The following is a 17,354-nucleotide window of genomic DNA, read 5'->3' as shown; positions in this document are numbered from 1 at the left end:
GTCAGCCCGGCGGAGTTTAACAAGAGGTATTGGAGAACTGCTCAGGCTGCTTGATCCGGGACTGTCCGATCTTGTCAGGACACCTCATACACTGCTCCGTATCCAAGAGGTACACCCAATCGAAATACTTGAATGATTGATCTGATAACGGAGCAGATGAAGATGAATGAAGAGAAACTTGTGTCCATCGCAGTGCTTAAAGCTAGAGCCGGTATGAGGGAGCAGCTGCGCCGGGAGTTGATCAAGCTTATTGAGCCTACTCGGCACGAACCGGGTAACTTGGACTATGTGCTGTTTGAATTGCGGGATGAGCCAGGCACCTTTTACATGCGTGAGGCATTCGTCAGCCAAGCCGCGTTGGATAACCATTGTCAGACTGACTATTTTCAGGCCTTTGCCGCTCAGGCTGAGTCTCTGCTTGCAGAGCCATTGCAGCTTATTTTCCTGGATGAGGTCAGCTACTCTTAATCCATTCGGGCCAGGGGGCCCGATTTTTTATTCATATCTCAAGTGCGAGATAAGATGCGTTTCAAGCAAGTTATCACGCCAGTCTTTTGCCAGCCTGCATCTACTAATCCTCTGATTTTTAATTACTCTCTCCTGTTTATATCCAAGATGTTTTCATCTTCCTGTTAACGGATAAGATATCCAAATGAGAGTTTAATTTGGGCTCAAGTTCAGTGGTATAACCTGCTATCGCAGGAAGGCATACCAAACGATGGTGCTGACCATCAGCGCGTCGATATGAGGTGGGCAGGGAGGACGAGAATGGGTATTGAGCTTGTAGATGTACCTCAGAGTGAATTTGAGCAGGTCTTTACTGCCGTGAAACAGGGGATTTTTCCCTATGTTGAGTCGCTCTTTGGCTGGGATGACCAATTTCAACGCGAGCGACTAACCAGCTCCTATCTGCCGCAATGGTTTTCGTGGATCTTGCATGGGGGAGAACGCATTGGTTTGTTATGTAGCAAGCCATATGAGGATGCCCAGCATGTTCATTTGCTGATCATTTTCCCTCAGTATCAGGGGCGGCAGCTTGGCGCTGCCGTGATGGAACGGCTTCATCAGGAGGCTGAGCGTGAGGGGAAATGCCGGGTCACCTTGTCCAGCTTCACAGGCAACCATGGGGCGATACGGTTTTATCAACGCCTTGACTACCAAGTGGTAGAAGAGGATCAGGCGTTTGTCTCCATGTCCCGGCCGTTGGGTTGTGACCTCGGATTGAAAAAAATGGTTAATGGAGAGTTGTATGGCAATTTTGGATATTTTGACGACGCCAGACCCCAGGTTGAGGCTCAAGGCCGAGCGAGTTGAGGATATCGCTGCCGCGCAGGTGCTGATCGATGACATGCTGGCGACCTTGTATGCCACCGAAAATGGTATCGGCTTGGCCGCGACTCAAGTCGGGCGTAAAGAGGCAATCGTTATTATCGATTTGTCCGAGAGCAGGGATCAGCCGCTGGTTTTGATTAATCCACAAGTGATAAGCGGTACTGAAAAGGTGTTTGGGCAAGAGGGATGTCTCTCCGTGCCGGATTACTACGCGGATGTCGAGCGTTACAGCTCGGTGGTGGTCTCTGCACTGGATCGAAAAGGCAATCCGATTACGATTGAAAGCAGCGATTTTTTGGCCATTGTCATGCAGCATGAAATTGATCATCTGGATGGCAACTTGTTCATTGATTACCTGTCACCGCTCAAGCGGCAGATGGCACTCAAGCGAGTTAAAAAAACTCTCAAGTCCGCCAGCTAATGTTTGCAGATAGTGGCTGGCCGTTTTAGTTATGTGGAGAGCAGGCAGAATGAAAGTGGCAAGATGGAATGTCAGGGTGCTGTTTGGCCGCAATAGCAAAGGAGGACAGGGGCGTTATGGCTTATGTGCTGCGTTGCTGCTGGGAACATTGTGGGTCGCACTCCCCGTATCAGCCGACGAAGAGCAGCTGCCGGCCGAATATCGCCCCTTTGTGCAGCAGTTGGTCGATGCGGCAGAAGCCCGGGATCATCAGGCCCTTGCCAACCAGATGAAGTACCCCTTCAAGCAGGAGTATCCCATTCCTGCCATCAAAACCCCGGCGGAGATGCTGACCCGTTTTGACGAGGTATTTGATGACGCCATTTGAACAAGTATCGCCAGCTCTCAAGTTGGGCCAGGGCGAGAGCACACTAACCTAAAAAATGAACAACCAGGTCAAAATGCCAGCTATGCGTATAAATACCACTCATACCGCGAAGTAAAACTGAGTGCTATTTACTCACCGATAGGGTGTTTTGCGATCAAATGCCATATTTGTTACTTGATTTAACAAAGTCTGCTCCCGCCCTGTAGGCTGGGTGAACCTGTTTATACACGAAAATAGATGTTGATGAATGATATTGGGAGGTTGACATCGATCAGTCAGCCTTTCGGTAGATAAAAATATAACATTGATATGGATCAATATTTAATTCAGCTAAAAATAGATTTGTTATCAATGGAAAAAATCGATGGTCGTGATTGATATTTATTTTAGCTTATCTCGCCTGTTTGGTTTTACTATGTGGCAAACGGAGGGATTAGTGATGATTATCTATGGTAAATACGGTGGTGCAGCGCTGAGAGCTGTTCATCTGATGGTACAGAATAATTACGGTCATGTCACCGCTTGGGATATGGCTATTGCTGAAGCATTTGGTGATGATATCAGTACAGGGAAATTTAAAAATAATCCAAAGGTAACTTTTCTGACTCTTTGCAGTCTTGGTTGTATCAGTTGCATCATGCCAGTTCATTATGTAGCTGCGACCAAAACAAGAGCATATGTATTGGCTGCCATTGATTTATTGTCACACAAGGATATTACCAAACCGATCAATCCCGAGCAGTTATGGCTGGAGGTGATCTCGGCCTGTAAGAGCGGCAAGGTTGTCAAGCATAACAATCAGATGGATGTCATTCTGACACTCTGGTATGCCGGTGTGCTCAATCCCGAGTGGGATAGGGATGCCATCAGGATAGATTATCGACGAATATAAAAAAGCCAAGATAATGAATACCTTGGCCATGAAACATCAATTGGTTCTGGTCAGGGATGCACTATCGGAGTGTGCGAATGGCTTGCCATACACCATCAGGTTGGTGGTTTGACTGTATTTGAGGAGATCTTTCTCTGAGAAGTCCAGAGTCATCGAGAAATCCGCGGTGGAATCATTAATGGTCATATAATTGCTTTCCGCAATACCGCGCTTGCCCGTCTTGAACTCGATTTTGTTACCCGCTTTGCCTTCAGTGACCATACAGACTGCACGAGGTATACAGTATGAGTTGTAAACAAGCTGATTGGTCTTGTCATAAATCAGATAACCGCGTTGGTCATGAAATTTCCCATTATCACTTTTTCTGAATACTTCCTGCTTGTAATACATGGCTACCAGATATTGTTCGCTGGCATTTTTAGCATCGGCAGCCGGTTCAAAAGTAATGACTTCGTAAAAGGGTTCCACTGCTGGCCCCCCTTTGCCAACTTTGCTACCCTCTTGGCCGGGTGCTACATCTACACCACCAGCATCGGTGCTTTTCCATGTGCCAGCCAACTGAGCTAATGGACCAAAATCCAGACCGTTGATAATAGTGCTGGACTCTGCGTGAGCGAGCGTGGCACAGGTAATTAATGCTATGGGTAAGATAACTTTATTCATTGTGATAACTCCATCACTAATAATGACTTGCGAATAAATATGTTCAGCAAAGTAATTGTTATAACGGACCAAGGATGTGGTCAATGATATTGAGTGATGGTGGTTCGTTTTTGTGAGGTATGATTTGCTTTTTCGTGGCTAAATAAATTGAATTTGATATAAGACAATGTTGTATTTTTTCATCGCACTTCCTCAGATATATCGTGATAGAGATAAAGGAACATTGACATGATGCGATGATTATTATGTCAACTGCGTGAATATTTCACTCAGCCCCATCAATTGAAGGCGATAGCCACTAACTCTGTGGCACCCTGACCCCTTTATCGAGATAGAGGCTACTGTAGTGGGCCCTGTGGGTGACAAACATCACCTGATGGCGGCTACCGTCGGAGAGGATAATAAAATCCCCCGCCTGGGCAGGGCTTTGCAAGGAGACCTCCTGCTCGGGGGCGGTCAGGCGGTCGACATCATCTTTGAAGGTGAGGGTGTAAGAAAACATATGGCGCTCCACTGCTGGCTCATATCAAACACTGCCTCCAAGGCTAGTTGCTGCGAGCACAGCATGCGGCGCCCGATTGGCGCTGTTAGACCAAATATCAGCGATGAGAACGTGCGTGGTTTCAGCTGGGTTGTTCTGCTGAGGTGCGCTTGAGGCGTTTACATCAAGGCCATTGGTATCAAAACGATGGTAAAGGGGCGAAAAGGGGATGAAAAAACCGCCAGCTGGCGGTTTCTCTTATGCGGTGGGCCCTACTTCAGGGCCTTCTTCAGCTTCTTGATCTTGCTTTCATGCTTGGCAATTTTCTCAAGACGAGCGGCGATCTTCTTCTTGATCTCTTTCTTGCTTGCTTTGGCCATCGGTGGCGCTCCTTTGCAGTGGGGACACATGAGGTGTCAGTGTGGGTCTTCCCTTTGACGTCCCAGAGTGCCACAGGGCTCCTTTGTGAACCAGCACTCTGTTGCTTTAATAGCCAGCTCGCTATAACTGCAAGGGGCTGAGCCAACGCAGCAGTTGCTGGCTTACCAGCGGGCTGCCGAGCAGGGCCATATGGCTGGTGCGATAGACAATCAGGGTATGGGCGGGCAGAAAGGCCAGCTGATGGCGCGCCTCGCTGTGCTGGCCGAGGGCGCTGCGTAGCGGCACCAGTCCATCGCCAATCAGCCGGTCGGCCAGCAGGCTGCGCTTGGTAGCAGTGGTCGCGGCAATGGCATAGCAGTTGACGCCGCCGGGCAAGGGGAGTGGGACGCGGGGATCGCGCAAGGGCACTGCGGGGTCGGGTGCGGCGAGCGTCTCGATCACCTTGCCGTGGCGCAGATCCTTGATGCCAGCACTGCGCAGCCGCGCCAGCCTGACGAAGGGCTCGCTGTAGGCGGTGGTGGGCAGCAACTGCTCCAGCCAGTGACCGGCGTGCTCGAGCGGTGCGCCGTGGTGTGGTGTGCCGAGAAATATCAGGTTGGCAAGGTGCGCAGGCGAGGTGAGCCCGGCCACGCCGGCATGGTGGCAGGCGCTGCGGGCAACCAGTCCCCCCATGCTGTAGCCCATTATCGTTATCTCTTTGAGCTCTCCCGGCCAGTGGGCGAACAGCTGTTCCAGCAACAGGGCAAGTTGCTGCCCGTTTTGTGAAATGGGCAGGCCTGAGTTGTAGCGCAGGTAAAGAGGCTGATAGCCAAGCTCGTTGGCAAGTTGATCCCCGTGATTGACCGGCTTGCCTTGATGCTCGGTCTGCCACTGCAGATCGTTCATGCACAGGCCATGGATCATCAGCAGCACCCGCCCCTCGCGGGGTAGATCCTTTGGCATCGCCTGCCAATCGAGGGGCTTGCCCTGATAGCGCAGGGTCATGGGGGTGGCGAGAGCATTGTGGTGCTCGACCAGCTTGTCCCCCAATACGCCGTTGAGTGTGGCGATCAGGGCCGCGCGTTTGGGCGTCTCGGGAATATGGTGCAGTGGCGGGGTCGGCGGCAGCCGGGTCAGCAATCCGTTGATGCCGCTGCTCAGGGTATTGGCCGCGCCGTGAACCCCCTTGTAGACCAGTCCGGTGATCCCGGATGTCTTCCCCTCATCCCGTCCCTTGATCCCCATACCACTGAGCACTGCCTGATGTACCGCTTCGGTGATCTCTACCGCGGCAGGCAGCGCCAGGGTCAGCAGTTGCGCCAGCTCGCGGATATCCGAGATATGCCAGGAGGAGGGGGACTTTTCTGTGGTATCGGTCATGGGCACGCCTTGTGGAAGTCCATCAAAAAAGGGGTCGCTTGGGGGGCGGCATATTAATCAGCTTGCGCGGTTTGGCTCGGGTTTACCAGTACCAGAGAGTGTGATCCGGGATCAAAAGGGGCTGATGATAGACCCTTGCGAAGCCGGTCACGGTAACGGTGGGGAAAATCACCTCTACTGCGTCATATGACGTGATGAGGGGAGGATAAGGATGTCGCTGTTTGATGAGGTTCGGGTACAGGAGCTCTGTGCAAAGTTGCTCGATAGCCAGAACGAGAAGGGTTGCTCCCTTGAGAGCAGGCATGGCCGCAAGCTGAAGGAGTTGTTGCAGACGAATTGTGGGTTAAGACCTTTAGGGCGTAGCGCTCGTCATATATTGACTGAGGCGGGACGGGCTTATCTGATCAGACAGCTGGCGCAGGTGGTGCCCCCCGAGCCGGATAAGCGTGAGCAGTTGCAAAGTCTTGGGGTGAGTTTGCCAGCACGGCTCAATCAGGCCTGCTTTTTCGCTCTCTGGCATGGGGACAGCAAGCATTTCCGTTCAGCATCCCTTGCAGCGCCACTGCTTGCGGATTTGAAGCTCACGCAAGATGAGGTGATCCGCATCCGCACCCTCGAACCGCTCTCTCTGGTCGATCGGCACGGTCAGCAGCACGATATGACGGCGGTCATGGAGCTGCTGGGTGAATTGGTCTTGCCGGAGCGGGCATTGATAACGCTGGCAGCCATCGGTTGGCAAGGTGATCGCGTCATTACGGTGGAGAACAAGGGGGCCTTTGTCGACTACCCGCTGCAACCCGGGCAACTACTGCTGTTTGCCCCGGGTCGCAATACTACCCTGGCCAAACGGCTGATCCCGCTGTTGCCTGCGGGCGTGCAGTGGGCCCATTTCGGCGATCTCGATCAACGGGGTATCGACATTGCCATCGAGCTGGCGCGTGAGCTACAGCGTCCTGCCATGCTCTGGCTCCCCTGTGAGCTGTGGCCTTATCTGGATCACTACGCTCGTCCGGTACGCACCTTTGCGACGGACAGTGGCAAGGTGCCCTGGCGTGTGACGAAGCCGGCTGATCAGGTCGGTGGTCATGGCACGTCGGCAGGCGTTCCCTGGCTTGAGAAACTGATCACAGACGGGACTTGGCTGGAGCAGGAGGTATTGATTCTGGCCCCTCACTGGCGGAGCTGGTCATTGGACGCGATGGGCAATCAGGGTTGAAACGGGGAGCCTGCGCTCCCCGTCATTTCGTGGTTAGCGGCTCACTTGGCGTTGATAGGCCCCTTGGTGCCGGCATCGTTATCGACCCAGCCATCTTCACCCTTGATGTGGCGATCCCCCTGAATGGTGTAGATGACCATGCCATCCTTGAACACCAGCGCGCCATCGGATTTCTTGGCATTGACCTTCTTGTCGTTGACCCACACCTGATCCTTGCCATCGATGCGGATATTGGCCACGGTGGCGCCGGTTTGGGGGAAGGTGGCGATCCAGTTGCCCGCATAGGGGCTGCTGCTGGTTGCCACAGCCGGAGCATTGCCAACACCGGCAGCCGCGTTCTCAGCCTTGGTTTTGTTGATATCGCAGCCATTGAGCTCGCTCACCTGAGTGCAGCCCGAGCGCTCCAGCTTCTGCTCATAGCTGAGATTCAGACCACCATTCGCAGCCGGGGCCGTTGCGCCAAATCCCGCTTTGGCATTTTCCGCTTTGGTTTTGTGAATGTCACAACCCTGTGCCTCGGTAACCTGGGTACAGCCGGATCGCTCCAGCTGCTCGGCATATTTGGCATTGATAGCGTGTGCCGGTGTGATGCCGAGCAGGGACATGGTGATCAATAGCGCCGTGCGTCTGGACATAGTTACTCCATCAAAGATGTCTGTCATGGGTACACAGGCGGGTGCGCGCCAGTGAACAAGGATACCTGTGCCTAGTGTTGTGCAGATGCATACCAAGCCTAATGACGGTAGCACTGCAAACCAATGGTGGCCAGCGGGGAAGGCTGACGATGCGCCGCAGGCTGACAGGGAGAGTGTCTGGTGAATGGCTAAAACCGCAACTGAAGGATATATCAATACGCTGTAGGGCATTATCATAATGATAATGCTCACCAGGGCTATATCATTTCAACCCATGAAACTGGCGTCTGATGATAATTATCACCTGAATAGAGACATCACTCAGATGACGTTCAATGGGCCATGCCAGGGGGTCGCTGGATTATTTGGCTATTAATTGCATAAATTTATATATGACGTGCTTTTTTTGTGGGGGCGGTCACACACTTTTGTAACCGGTCGCTGTTTTTTTGCATTTTTTTAGTTTGGCACGGTTATTGATTGCCTTACATCGACGCTAACCGATGAGCTCACCCACAACCGGGATGCTGGTGACATCGTGAGTGAAAGGGGAGCTATCCATATCTCATCCAATGATTGGGGCGAACGATGAAAGCAGTTAACGAATTAATCAAAGAGATCAAAGCACTCAAATCCAACCTGCATGAAAAAGATTTTCTGCTGACCTGGGAGCAAACTCCTCAGGAGCTGGAGTTGGTATTAAAACTGGCCGAATCTCTCAAGACCCTGCGCGCTGAAAATATCTCTACCAAGCTGTTTAACAGCGGGCTCGGTATCTCGGTTTTCCGCGATAACTCCACCCGAACCCGCTTCTCTTACGCCTCTGCTTTGAACCTGCTCGGTCTGGCCCAGCAGGATCTGGATGAGGGCAAATCCCAGATCGCCCACGGCGAGACCGTCCGTGAGACCGCCAACATGATCTCCTTCTGTGCCGATGCCATCGGCATCCGTGACGACATGTTCCTCGGTGCCGGTAACGCCTATATGCGCGAAGTGGGCGCGGCACTGGATGAAGGGTTCGAGAAGGGGGTACTGCCCCAGCGTCCGGCACTGGTCAACCTGCAGTGCGACATTGATCACCCGACCCAGTCGATGGCTGATCTCGCCTGGTTGCAGGAGCACTTCGGCAGCCTGGAGAACCTCAAGGGCAAGAAGATTGCCATGACCTGGGCCTACTCCCCGAGCTACGGCAAGCCGCTCTCCGTGCCGCAGGGCATCATTGGCCTGATGACCCGCTTCGGTATGGACGTGACCCTGGCCCATCCGGAAGGGTATGACCTGATCCCGGACGTGATCGAAGTGGCCAAGGAGAATGCCAAGGCCTCCGGCGGCAGCTTCCGTCAGGTTACCTCAATGGAAGAGGCGTTCAAGGACGCGGATATCGTCTATCCCAAGTCCTGGGCCCCCTACAAGGTGATGGAGCAGCGCACCGAACTGCTGCGTGCCAACGACCACGCCGGCCTGAAAGATCTGGAGAAACATTGCCTGGAACAGAACGCCAAGCACAAGGATTGGCACTGCACCGAGGAGATGATGAAGCTCACCAAGGGTGGCGAAGCGCTCTATATGCACTGCCTGCCCGCCGATATTTCCGGTGTCTCCTGCAAAGAGGGTGAAGTGACCGAAGGGGTATTCGAGAAATACCGTATTGCCACTTACAAAGAGGCGAGCTGGAAGCCATATATTATCGCTGCGATGATCATGGCCCGTAAATTCTCCGCCCCGGCAGAAACCTTGGAGAATCTGATTAAAGAGGCGCAAAAGCGCGTTAAATAAATAGTAGTGTGGGCAGGGTGAATATTCATCCTGCCCGCGCTGTTGAATTCATTATTTCGAGTTTTCTCCCCGTGGTATCTGAATAACGGATCTCCCGGCGAGGCAGCTCTTTGTCAGGTAACGCTTAGTGAGGTAAGCATGTCCCAATTTTCGCTGAAGATGGATATTGCCGATAACCGCTTTTTTACCGCCGAGCCATCACCGCTGTTTTCCCGTGTTGAAGCACAAAAGGCTCGTGCCTTTCATAAAAAACTGGCCGGTTATGAGCCGACCCCATTGTGCGACCTGAAAGAGCTGGCCGCCTATATCGGGGTGAAAAATATATTGGTCAAGGACGAGTCAAAGCGCTTTGGCCTCAATGCCTTCAAGATGCTGGGTGGCGTTTATGCCATCGCCAACCTGCTCTGTGAAAAATACGGGGTGGCCATCGAGGATTTCTCCTTCGATCTGATCAAACGCACCATCAAGGAGCCGATGACCTTCGCCACCACCACAGATGGCAACCATGGTCGCGGCGTTGCCTGGGCCGCCAAGCAGGTGGGTCAGCATGCGGTGGTCTATATGCCCAAGGGCTCTGCCCAGGAGCGGGTGGATCACATCCTCAACCTCGGTGCCGAGTGCATCGTCACCGACATGAACTATGACGACACCGTGCGCCTGACCATGAAGATGGCGGAAGAGCGCGGTTGGCACATAGTGCAGGACACCGCCTGGGAGGGTTACACCAAGATCCCGACCTGGATCATGCAGGGTTACTCCACTCTGGCCGACGAAGCGGTCGAGCAGATGCAGGGAATGGGCATCAAGCAGCCGACCCACGTACTGCTGCAGGCTGGCGTAGGTGCGCTGGCGGGCGGGGTGCTCGGTTATCTGGTGGACTGCTTCGGGGCGAAAAACCTGCACAGTATCGTGGTCGAGCCGGATCAGGCCGACTGCATCTACCGCTCCGGTGTCGCGGGGGAGATGGTCAACGTGGGGGGCGACATGCGCACCATCATGGCCGGTCTCGCCTGCGGTGAGCCCAACCCGCTCGGCTGGCCGCTGCTCAAGAGCTGCACCACCCAGTTCATCTCCTGCCACGACAAGGTGTCGGCGCTGGGCATGCGGGTGCTGGGCAACCCCCTTGGCAATGATCCCCGCATCCTCTCAGGCGAATCCGGCTCGGTCGGCACCGGTGTGCTGGCGGCGGTGCGTCACCACCCGGATCGCGCGGCGCTGATGGAACGTCTGGGGCTAAGTCGCGACTCCGTGGTGCTGATCATCAACACCGAAGGGGACACCGATGTGAAGCACTACCGGGAAGTGGTGTGGGAAGGCAAACACCCGGCCTGCGAGTAATTCCCGTAGCGGGCCACTCCCTGCGAGAGCAGAGACACGAATTAAAGAACTGATCGCGCCTCGCCAACGGGGCGCGGTAACGGGCACAGGGCGCTGCCGATGAACAGGCCGTGCACTCTCAGTTGTTATGGAGAATCACAATGAGCAAGCAAATTCCGTTTGAAATGGTGTTGGAGAAGGCCTACCAGTACAAGGCCGAGATGAGTCAGTTCCTGCGCGACATGATCGCCATCCCGAGCGAGAGCTGCGATGAAGAACGCGTCGTGCTGCGTATCAAGCAGGAGATGGAGAAGGTCGGCTTCGACAAGGTCGAGATCGACCCCATGGGCAACGTGCTGGGCTATATCGGCCACGGCCCGCACCTGATCGCCATGGATGCCCACATCGATACCGTCGGTGTCGGCAACCGCGCCAACTGGACCTTCGACCCCTATGAGGGGATGGAAGATCACGAGATCATCGGCGGCCGTGGCGCATCTGACCAAGAAGGCGGCATGGCCTCCATGGTCTATGCCGGCAAGATCATCAAGGATCTGGGGCTGGAAGACGAGTACACCCTGCTGGTGACCGGTACCGTGCAGGAAGAGGATTGCGACGGTCTGTGCTGGCAGTACATCATCGAGCAGAGCAAGATCCGCCCCGAGTTCGTGGTCAGTACCGAGCCGACCGACTGCCAGATCTACCGTGGCCAGCGTGGTCGCATGGAGATCCGCGTCGAGGTGCAGGGTGTCAGCTGCCACGGCTCCGCACCGGAGCGCGGTGACAACGCCATCTTCAAAATGGGCCCGATCCTGGGTGAGTTGCAGGAGCTGAGCCACAACCTTGGCAATGACGACTTCCTCGGCAAGGGCACCCTGACTGTCTCCGAGATCTTCTTCACCTCCCCGAGCCGTTGCGCCGTGGCCGATAGCTGCGCTGTCTCCATCGACCGCCGCCTCACCTGGGGCGAGACCTGGCAAGGTGCGCTGGACGAGATCCGCGCGCTGCCTGCGGTAAAAGCCGCCGGTGCCGAAGTCTCCATGTACCAGTACGATCGTCCGGCCTATACCGGTCTGGTCTACCCGACCGAGTGCTACTTCCCGACCTGGAAAGTGGAAGAGGATCACATCACCGTCAAGACCCTCTCCAAGGCGTACACCCAGCTGTTCAACAAGGCGCCGGTGGTGGACAAGTGGACCTTCTCGACCAACGGGGTCTCCATCATGGGTCGCCACGGTATTCCGGTCATCGGCTTTGGCCCGGGTAAAGAGCCGGAAGCCCACGCCCCGAACGAGAAGACCTGGAAAGAGCATCTGGTCAAGTGCGCCGCTATGTACGCGGTGATCCCCATGCTCTATCTGGCCGAGCTGGACAAGTAAGGGGTCTGCCGGGCGGTGACTGCCATCGCCACCCGGCTGTTGCAAGTGTGGCAAGTGCCCCGTCAGTGTTGAGGCGGGGCCTTGCTGTTTGAAGGGAAGAGACATTCGAGGTGGTGGGGATGAAACGGCTGCTCAAGAACGGCGTGCTGGTCGATGCACAGGGTGAATATCGTCAGGATCTGCTGATCGAGAACGGGGTGATCCGTGCCCGTGCCGCCGATATCCAGCCCGAAGGCGAGACCGAGCTGATCGATGCCAGCGGTTGCTATGTGATGCCGGGTGGCATCGACGTCCATACCCACTTCAACATCGATGTCGGCATAGCCCGCAGTTGCGATGATTTTTTCAGCGGTACCCGTGCCGCCGCCTGTGGTGGCACCACCACCATCGTCGATCACATGGGATTTGGCCCGGCGGGGTGCAATCTGCATCACCAGCTGGCCCGCTATCACGATTACGCTGCCGATCAGGCCGTGGTCGACTACAGCTTTCACGGCGTTGTTCAGCATGTGGATGACGCCATCCTCCACGAAATGGCCGCCATGGTGCAGGAGGAGGGGATCAGCAGCTTCAAGCTCTATCTCACCTACCAGTACAAGCTGGGTGATCACGACGTGCTGCGCGCCCTGGCCCGCCTCAAGGAGGTGGGGGCGCTCGCCACCGTCCATCCCGAGAACGATGCCGCCATCGCGGCGCGCCGTGCGGCCCTGTTGGCTGCAGGCCACCATGAACCCTGGTATCACCCGCAAAGCCGCCCGCTGGAGTGCGAAGCCGAGGCGGTGGCCCGGATGATCAATCTGGCGGGTCTGGCGGGCAATGCCCCGCTCTATATCGTCCACCTATCCAACGGACTGGGGCTGGAGTATCTGAAACTGGCGCGCCGTCAGGGTCAGCCGGTCTGGGTGGAGACCTGCCCGCAATACCTGCTGCTCGATGAGCAGTGTTATTACAAGGAGAACGGGGTCGACTATCTGCTGAGCCCGCCGCTGCGCTCGCGCCGCGAGCAGGACAAGCTGTGGGTCGGTATCGCTGCGGGTGACATCGACACGGTGGCGACCGATCACTGCAACTTCTCCCATGCCCAGCGCATGACCCTGTCGGGGGGCGATTTTAGCCGCTGCCCCAACGGCTTGCCGGGTGTCGAAAACCGGATGTTGCTGCTGTTTTCCCACGCCGTGCTGGGAGGGCGCATCTCGCCGTCCCGCTTTGTGGCCCTCACTAGCGCCAACCCGGCGCGCCTGTTTGGCCTCTGGCCGCGCAAGGGCAACTTGCAACCGGGGGCCGACGCCGATCTGGTGTTGATGGATCCCCGTGGCGAGACCCTGATCCGTCACGCCGCCCTGCACGATAATGGCGACTACAGCCCCTACGAGGGAATGCGCTGCCCTGGCCGGATCAGGATGACCCTGAGCCGCGGCGAGATAGTGGCCCGTGATGGCGAGTTCCTCGGGCAACGTGGTCACGGCCGGTTTTTGGCCAGAGCGCCCTTCGATCCGGCGTTGGCGCCGGAGCTGCACTCGCCTTGCCCCACGGTGGCAGGCTGACAATCAGTTCAAAACTCGCAGATCAGCAAGCTTATGTGAACAACGAAAGGTGGGCCGGTATCGCGCCGGCTTGTCCCCTCACTGGAGATAACAAGATGAAACAGAGAATCGTACTGGCCCTTGGTGGCAATGCGCTGGGCAACAACCTTCCCGAGCAGATGAAGGCGGTGCAGAGCACGGCTGGCACCATTGCCGACCTGATTGCCCAGGGGCATGAGGTGGTTGTCACCCACGGCAACGGGCCGCAAGTGGGAATGATCCAGCAGGCGTTCGAGGTGGCGGCCCGCCATGAGACCAAGTCTCCCCATCTGCCGATGTCAGTCTGTGTGGCCCTGAGTCAGGGCTACATCGGTTATGACCTGCAAAACGCCCTGCGCGAGGCCTTGCTTGAGCGCGGCATCCACAAGCCGGTCGCTACTCTGGTGACGCAAGTGGAAGTGGATAAAAACGATCCCGCCTTCCTCGACCCGAGCAAACCCATCGGTGGCTTCTTTAGCAAGGAGGAGGCCGAGGCACTGATGGCCCAGGGGGAGCGGCTCAAAGAGGATGCCGGTCGTGGCTATCGCAGGGTGGTCGCATCTCCCAAACCCGTCGATATCATCGAGAAGGAGACCGTCTCTGCCATGCTGGCTGCCGGTCAGGTGGTGATCACCGTCGGTGGTGGCGGTATTCCGGTGCTGCGCGAGGGCAATCACCTGCGCGGTGCCAGCGCGGTGATCGACAAGGATTGGGCCAGCGCCAAGCTGGCGGAACTGATTGACGCCGACATGCTGATCATCCTCACCGCGGTGGAGAAGGTCGCCATCAACTTCGGCAAGCCCGAGGTGCAGTGGCTCGATCAGCTGAGCGTGGGAGATGCCAACAGCTTTATCGCCCAGGGGCAGTTTGCCAAGGGCTCCATGCTGCCCAAAGTGGAGGCCGCACTCTCGTTCGCGACCTCCATGCCGGGGCGCAAATCCCTCATCACCTTGCTGGAGAAGGCCGCCGAGGGGATCGCAGGCAAGACCGGTACCGTGATCAGCCTGTAGCGTGCAAAGCGATGACGGGGTGATAGACAGGGGGCCTTGGCCCCCTGTTGTTTTTGGCACGGGCGCCACCGTGGCTGAGGTCGATTTGCCCGCAGGCAATTTGTCCGTCGGCTATTTACCCATAGATCGTGGGCAGCCCGCCAGTAGAGGGGTAAGATGGCACCCCCGACCAGGGGTTGGCCCACCGGAACAAAAGGCGAAAGGCAGAGCAATGCGTGGTGAGAGATGAGTACAAAGATCAATATGGCGGCGCTGGGGGGACTGGTTCTGCTCACCGCCATCTGGAGTTACAGCTGGATCGTGATGAAGCAGGTGATGCTCTACGCGGGGGCCTTCGAGTTCACCGCCCTGCGCTGTCTGTGCGGATCTCTGGTTCTGCTGCTGGTATTGGCCCTGCGCGGGCGCCGTTATCTCACACCCACCCCGTTTCGCTATACCTTGGCCATCGCCCTGTTCCAGACTTGCGGCATGGTGGGGTTGGCCCAGTGGGCGCTGGTCAGCGGCGGGGCAGGCAAGGTGGCCATTCTGAGTTACACCATGCCGTTCTGGGTGGTGATCTTCGCGGCGCTCTTTCTCGGCGAGCGGATGCGCAAGCTGCACTATCTGGCGGTCGGGGTGGCTGCCTGCGGCTTGCTGCTGGTGATCCAGCCCTGGCAGTTACACCTTGAATCCCTCAAGAGCGCGCTTTTGGCGATCCTCTCCGGCATCTGCTGGGGGGTCAGCGCCATCATCGCCAAGCGGATGTATGCCCGCCATCCCGGGGTGGATCTGATGTCCCTCACCACCTGGCAGATGATCTATGCCACCGTCGTGATGGCACTGGTGGCGTGGCTGGTGCCGGAACGCCCCATCGACTGGCAGCCCTACGTGATGGGGGCGCTGGCTTATAGCGCCATCTTCGCCACCGCCATCGCCTGGAGTCTCTGGCTGTTTGTGTTGAAAAAACTGCCAGCGGGGATCGCCAGCCTCAGCACCCTGGCGGTGCCGGTGACCGGTGTGCTGCTCTCCTGGTGGCTGCTTGGGGAAAACCCGGGGCCGGTGGAGGGGAGCGGCATCGCCCTTATCGTGCTGGCGCTTCTCGTCATCAGTCGCAAGGGCAAGCGCTCCGTGGTGTCGGTGGCGGGGGAAACCCGTATCAAGCACGGTTGAGTGGTGACTGGGCTGCCAGTGGCACGATAAACAGCACTCAAAAGAGCCCGCGACAGGGGACCAGCCCCTCGTTACAATGGCGTGGTCTGACTGTGCTGGAGCACAGGTATCTGATTTATTGTGATTATTTCAACGAACCTAACGGCAAGGATGAGACCGTATGATGACGCTGGTGTGGTTGGCTGTAGGCCTGGTGTGTCTGGTGGTGGGGGCCGAATCTCTGGTGCGGGGCGCATCTCGCCTCGCCACCATGATGGGGATATCGCCACTGGTGGTGGGATTGACCATAGTGGCCTTTGGGACCAGTGCTCCCGAGCTGGCGGTGAGCATCCAGTCTGGCCTCGAGGGGCAGGCAGGGATAGCGGTGGGGAACGTGGTCGGCAGCAATATTTTCAACGTGCTGTTTATTTTAGGTATTTCGGCACTGATTGTACCGTTGACCGTCTCCCAGCAACTGGTACGTCTCGACGTTCCCTTGATGATAGTGGTCTCTTTTCTGGTGTTGTTGCTGGGCTACGATGGCCGTATTGCGCCACTGGAAGGGGCGCTGCTGTTTGCCGGCATCATCGCCTACACCGGGTTTCTCTTTGTCCAGAGTCGACGGGAAAACAAAGCGGTGCAGGCGGAGTACGAGCAGGAGTTTGGTACCCGTGAAGCGAGTACGGCGGGCAACTGGTTGCGCAATCTGCTCTTTATTGCCGCAGGTCTGGGTCTGCTGATCCTCGGCTCCCGCCTGCTGGTTGGCAGTGCAGTGGAGATTGCCCACTACTTCGGGGTGAGCGATCTGATCATCGGCTTGACCATAGTGGCGGCCGGTACCTCCTTGCCCGAAGTGGTGACCTCCATCGTCGCAGCCCTGCGCGGGGAGCGGGATATCGCTGTGGGGAACGTGGTGGGCAGCAATATCTTCAACATCCTCTGCGTGTTGGGGCTGACCTCTATGGTGACACCGGGGGGACTCGAGGTGTCGGCTACCGCCCTGCAGTTCGATATTCCGGTAATGATTGCGGTGGCGCTTGCCTGCCTGCCTATCTTCTTTACCGGTTACACCATCGCCCGCTGGGAAGGGGCGCTGTTTCTGGCCTACTACATCGGCTACACCTGCTGGCTGATCCTCCACGCCACATCCAGTCCGCTGCAAGGTCAGTTCAGTGCAGCGCTAACCGGTTTTGTATTGCCGCTCACCGCCATCACTCTGGTTGTGCTGGCGGTGCGAGCCTGGCGATTGCAACGAACCCGGTCGTGATGCAGGTTCTCCTGATGTAAAGGAGCTGCATCAACCGACAGGCCGAAAAAAGCCCCACCATCATGGTGGGGCTTTTGTTTGGCTATGTCCCAATTACGTGTTGCATGGGGTGCCCCAGCGCCTCATGCAAACATGCTTTGATATTCACGCCCCTCCCGTAACGCTCCA

Annotated in this window: 16 protein-coding genes and 1 pseudogene; 13 read left to right on the top strand and 4 right to left on the bottom strand. The window is 56.5% G+C overall.

Annotation, left to right across the window (positions count from 1 at the left end; genetic code table 11):
• The first annotated feature begins 156 nt into the window (after positions 1–156).
• From ACW5W8_RS21625 to ACW5W8_RS21605, 5 genes and pseudogenes are all read left to right on the top strand, one after another.
• On the top strand, positions 157–468 hold the full coding sequence (locus ACW5W8_RS21625) for a putative quinol monooxygenase (protein ID WP_123174164.1): 312 nt from the start codon (positions 157–159) through the stop codon (positions 466–468).
• A gap of 300 nt (positions 469–768) precedes the next feature.
• A complete protein-coding gene (locus ACW5W8_RS21620; protein ID WP_498630328.1) occupies positions 769–1,314 on the top strand; it encodes a GNAT family N-acetyltransferase in 546 nt (181 codons plus the stop codon).
• On the top strand, positions 1,250–1,753 hold the full coding sequence (gene def, locus ACW5W8_RS21615; protein ID WP_498630326.1) for a peptide deformylase: 504 nt from the start codon (positions 1,250–1,252) through the stop codon (positions 1,751–1,753). Before ACW5W8_RS21620 ends, def begins: the two co-directional genes overlap by 65 nt.
• Before the next feature lie 49 nt (positions 1,754–1,802).
• Positions 1,803–2,117: pseudogene (locus ACW5W8_RS21610) on the top strand (hypothetical protein); the annotation flags it as partial.
• Between the two features lie 367 nt (positions 2,118–2,484).
• Entirely contained in the window at positions 2,485–3,012 is a 528-nt protein-coding gene (locus tag ACW5W8_RS21605; RefSeq protein ID WP_498630324.1) for a DUF6979 family protein, read from the top strand.
• Between the two features lie 36 nt (positions 3,013–3,048).
• Here ACW5W8_RS21605 and ACW5W8_RS21600 read toward each other — a convergent pair whose 3' ends face one another.
• From ACW5W8_RS21600 to ACW5W8_RS21590, 3 genes are all read right to left on the bottom strand, one after another.
• On the bottom strand, positions 3,049–3,675 hold the full coding sequence (locus ACW5W8_RS21600) for a heme-binding beta-barrel domain-containing protein (protein WP_498630322.1): 627 nt from the start codon (positions 3,673–3,675) through the stop codon (positions 3,049–3,051).
• Positions 3,676–3,973: 298 nt separating this feature from the next.
• Positions 3,974–4,177 (bottom strand): hypothetical protein, encoded by a 204-nt coding sequence (locus tag ACW5W8_RS21595; protein WP_429093076.1) that lies wholly within the window; start codon positions 4,175–4,177, stop codon positions 3,974–3,976.
• A 480-nt stretch (positions 4,178–4,657) separates the two neighbouring features.
• On the bottom strand, positions 4,658–5,896 hold the full coding sequence (locus tag ACW5W8_RS21590; RefSeq protein WP_498630320.1) for an esterase/lipase family protein: 1,239 nt from the start codon (positions 5,894–5,896) through the stop codon (positions 4,658–4,660).
• A gap of 211 nt (positions 5,897–6,107) precedes the next feature.
• On the opposite strand from ACW5W8_RS21590, the gene ACW5W8_RS21585 reads away from it, so the two are divergent.
• A complete protein-coding gene (locus ACW5W8_RS21585; protein WP_498630318.1) occupies positions 6,108–7,112 on the top strand; it encodes a Wadjet anti-phage system protein JetD domain-containing protein in 1,005 nt (334 codons plus the stop codon).
• A 41-nt stretch (positions 7,113–7,153) separates the two neighbouring features.
• Here the strand turns inward: ACW5W8_RS21585 and ACW5W8_RS21580 are convergent, their stop codons facing one another.
• Positions 7,154–7,747: a hypothetical protein gene (locus ACW5W8_RS21580; protein WP_498630316.1), complete on the bottom strand. Its 594-nt coding sequence runs from the start codon at positions 7,745–7,747 to the stop codon at positions 7,154–7,156.
• A gap of 588 nt (positions 7,748–8,335) precedes the next feature.
• Here ACW5W8_RS21580 and ygeW point away from each other — a divergent pair.
• From ygeW to ACW5W8_RS21545, 7 genes are all read left to right on the top strand, one after another.
• Positions 8,336–9,523, top strand: a complete 1,188-nt coding sequence (ygeW, locus tag ACW5W8_RS21575) for a knotted carbamoyltransferase YgeW (protein WP_498630314.1) — start codon at positions 8,336–8,338, stop codon at positions 9,521–9,523.
• A 138-nt stretch (positions 9,524–9,661) separates the two neighbouring features.
• Positions 9,662–10,861 (top strand): diaminopropionate ammonia-lyase, encoded by a 1,200-nt coding sequence (dpaL, locus tag ACW5W8_RS21570; RefSeq protein WP_498630312.1) that lies wholly within the window; start codon positions 9,662–9,664, stop codon positions 10,859–10,861.
• A gap of 140 nt (positions 10,862–11,001) precedes the next feature.
• The gene (locus ACW5W8_RS21565; protein ID WP_058051512.1) at positions 11,002–12,219 is read left to right on the top strand and encodes a YgeY family selenium metabolism-linked hydrolase; all 1,218 of its coding nucleotides are present in this window, start codon (positions 11,002–11,004) and stop codon (positions 12,217–12,219) included.
• A 119-nt stretch (positions 12,220–12,338) separates the two neighbouring features.
• Positions 12,339–13,763, top strand: a complete 1,425-nt coding sequence (gene hydA, locus ACW5W8_RS21560; RefSeq protein WP_498630310.1) for a dihydropyrimidinase — start codon at positions 12,339–12,341, stop codon at positions 13,761–13,763.
• Between the two features lie 95 nt (positions 13,764–13,858).
• A complete protein-coding gene (arcC, locus tag ACW5W8_RS21555; RefSeq protein WP_498630308.1) occupies positions 13,859–14,791 on the top strand; it encodes a carbamate kinase in 933 nt (310 codons plus the stop codon).
• 225 nt (positions 14,792–15,016) lie between these two features.
• Positions 15,017–15,940: a DMT family transporter gene (locus ACW5W8_RS21550; RefSeq protein ID WP_498630306.1), complete on the top strand. Its 924-nt coding sequence runs from the start codon at positions 15,017–15,019 to the stop codon at positions 15,938–15,940.
• Positions 15,941–16,100: 160 nt separating this feature from the next.
• On the top strand, positions 16,101–17,186 hold the full coding sequence (locus ACW5W8_RS21545; RefSeq protein WP_244776292.1) for a calcium/sodium antiporter: 1,086 nt from the start codon (positions 16,101–16,103) through the stop codon (positions 17,184–17,186).
• Positions 17,187–17,354 lie beyond the last annotated feature (168 nt).

Source organism: Aeromonas aquatilis (genome assembly GCF_054052405.1).
Note: the sequence above shows the minus strand (reverse complement) of the source record. Positions and strands in the feature narration are given on the sequence as shown.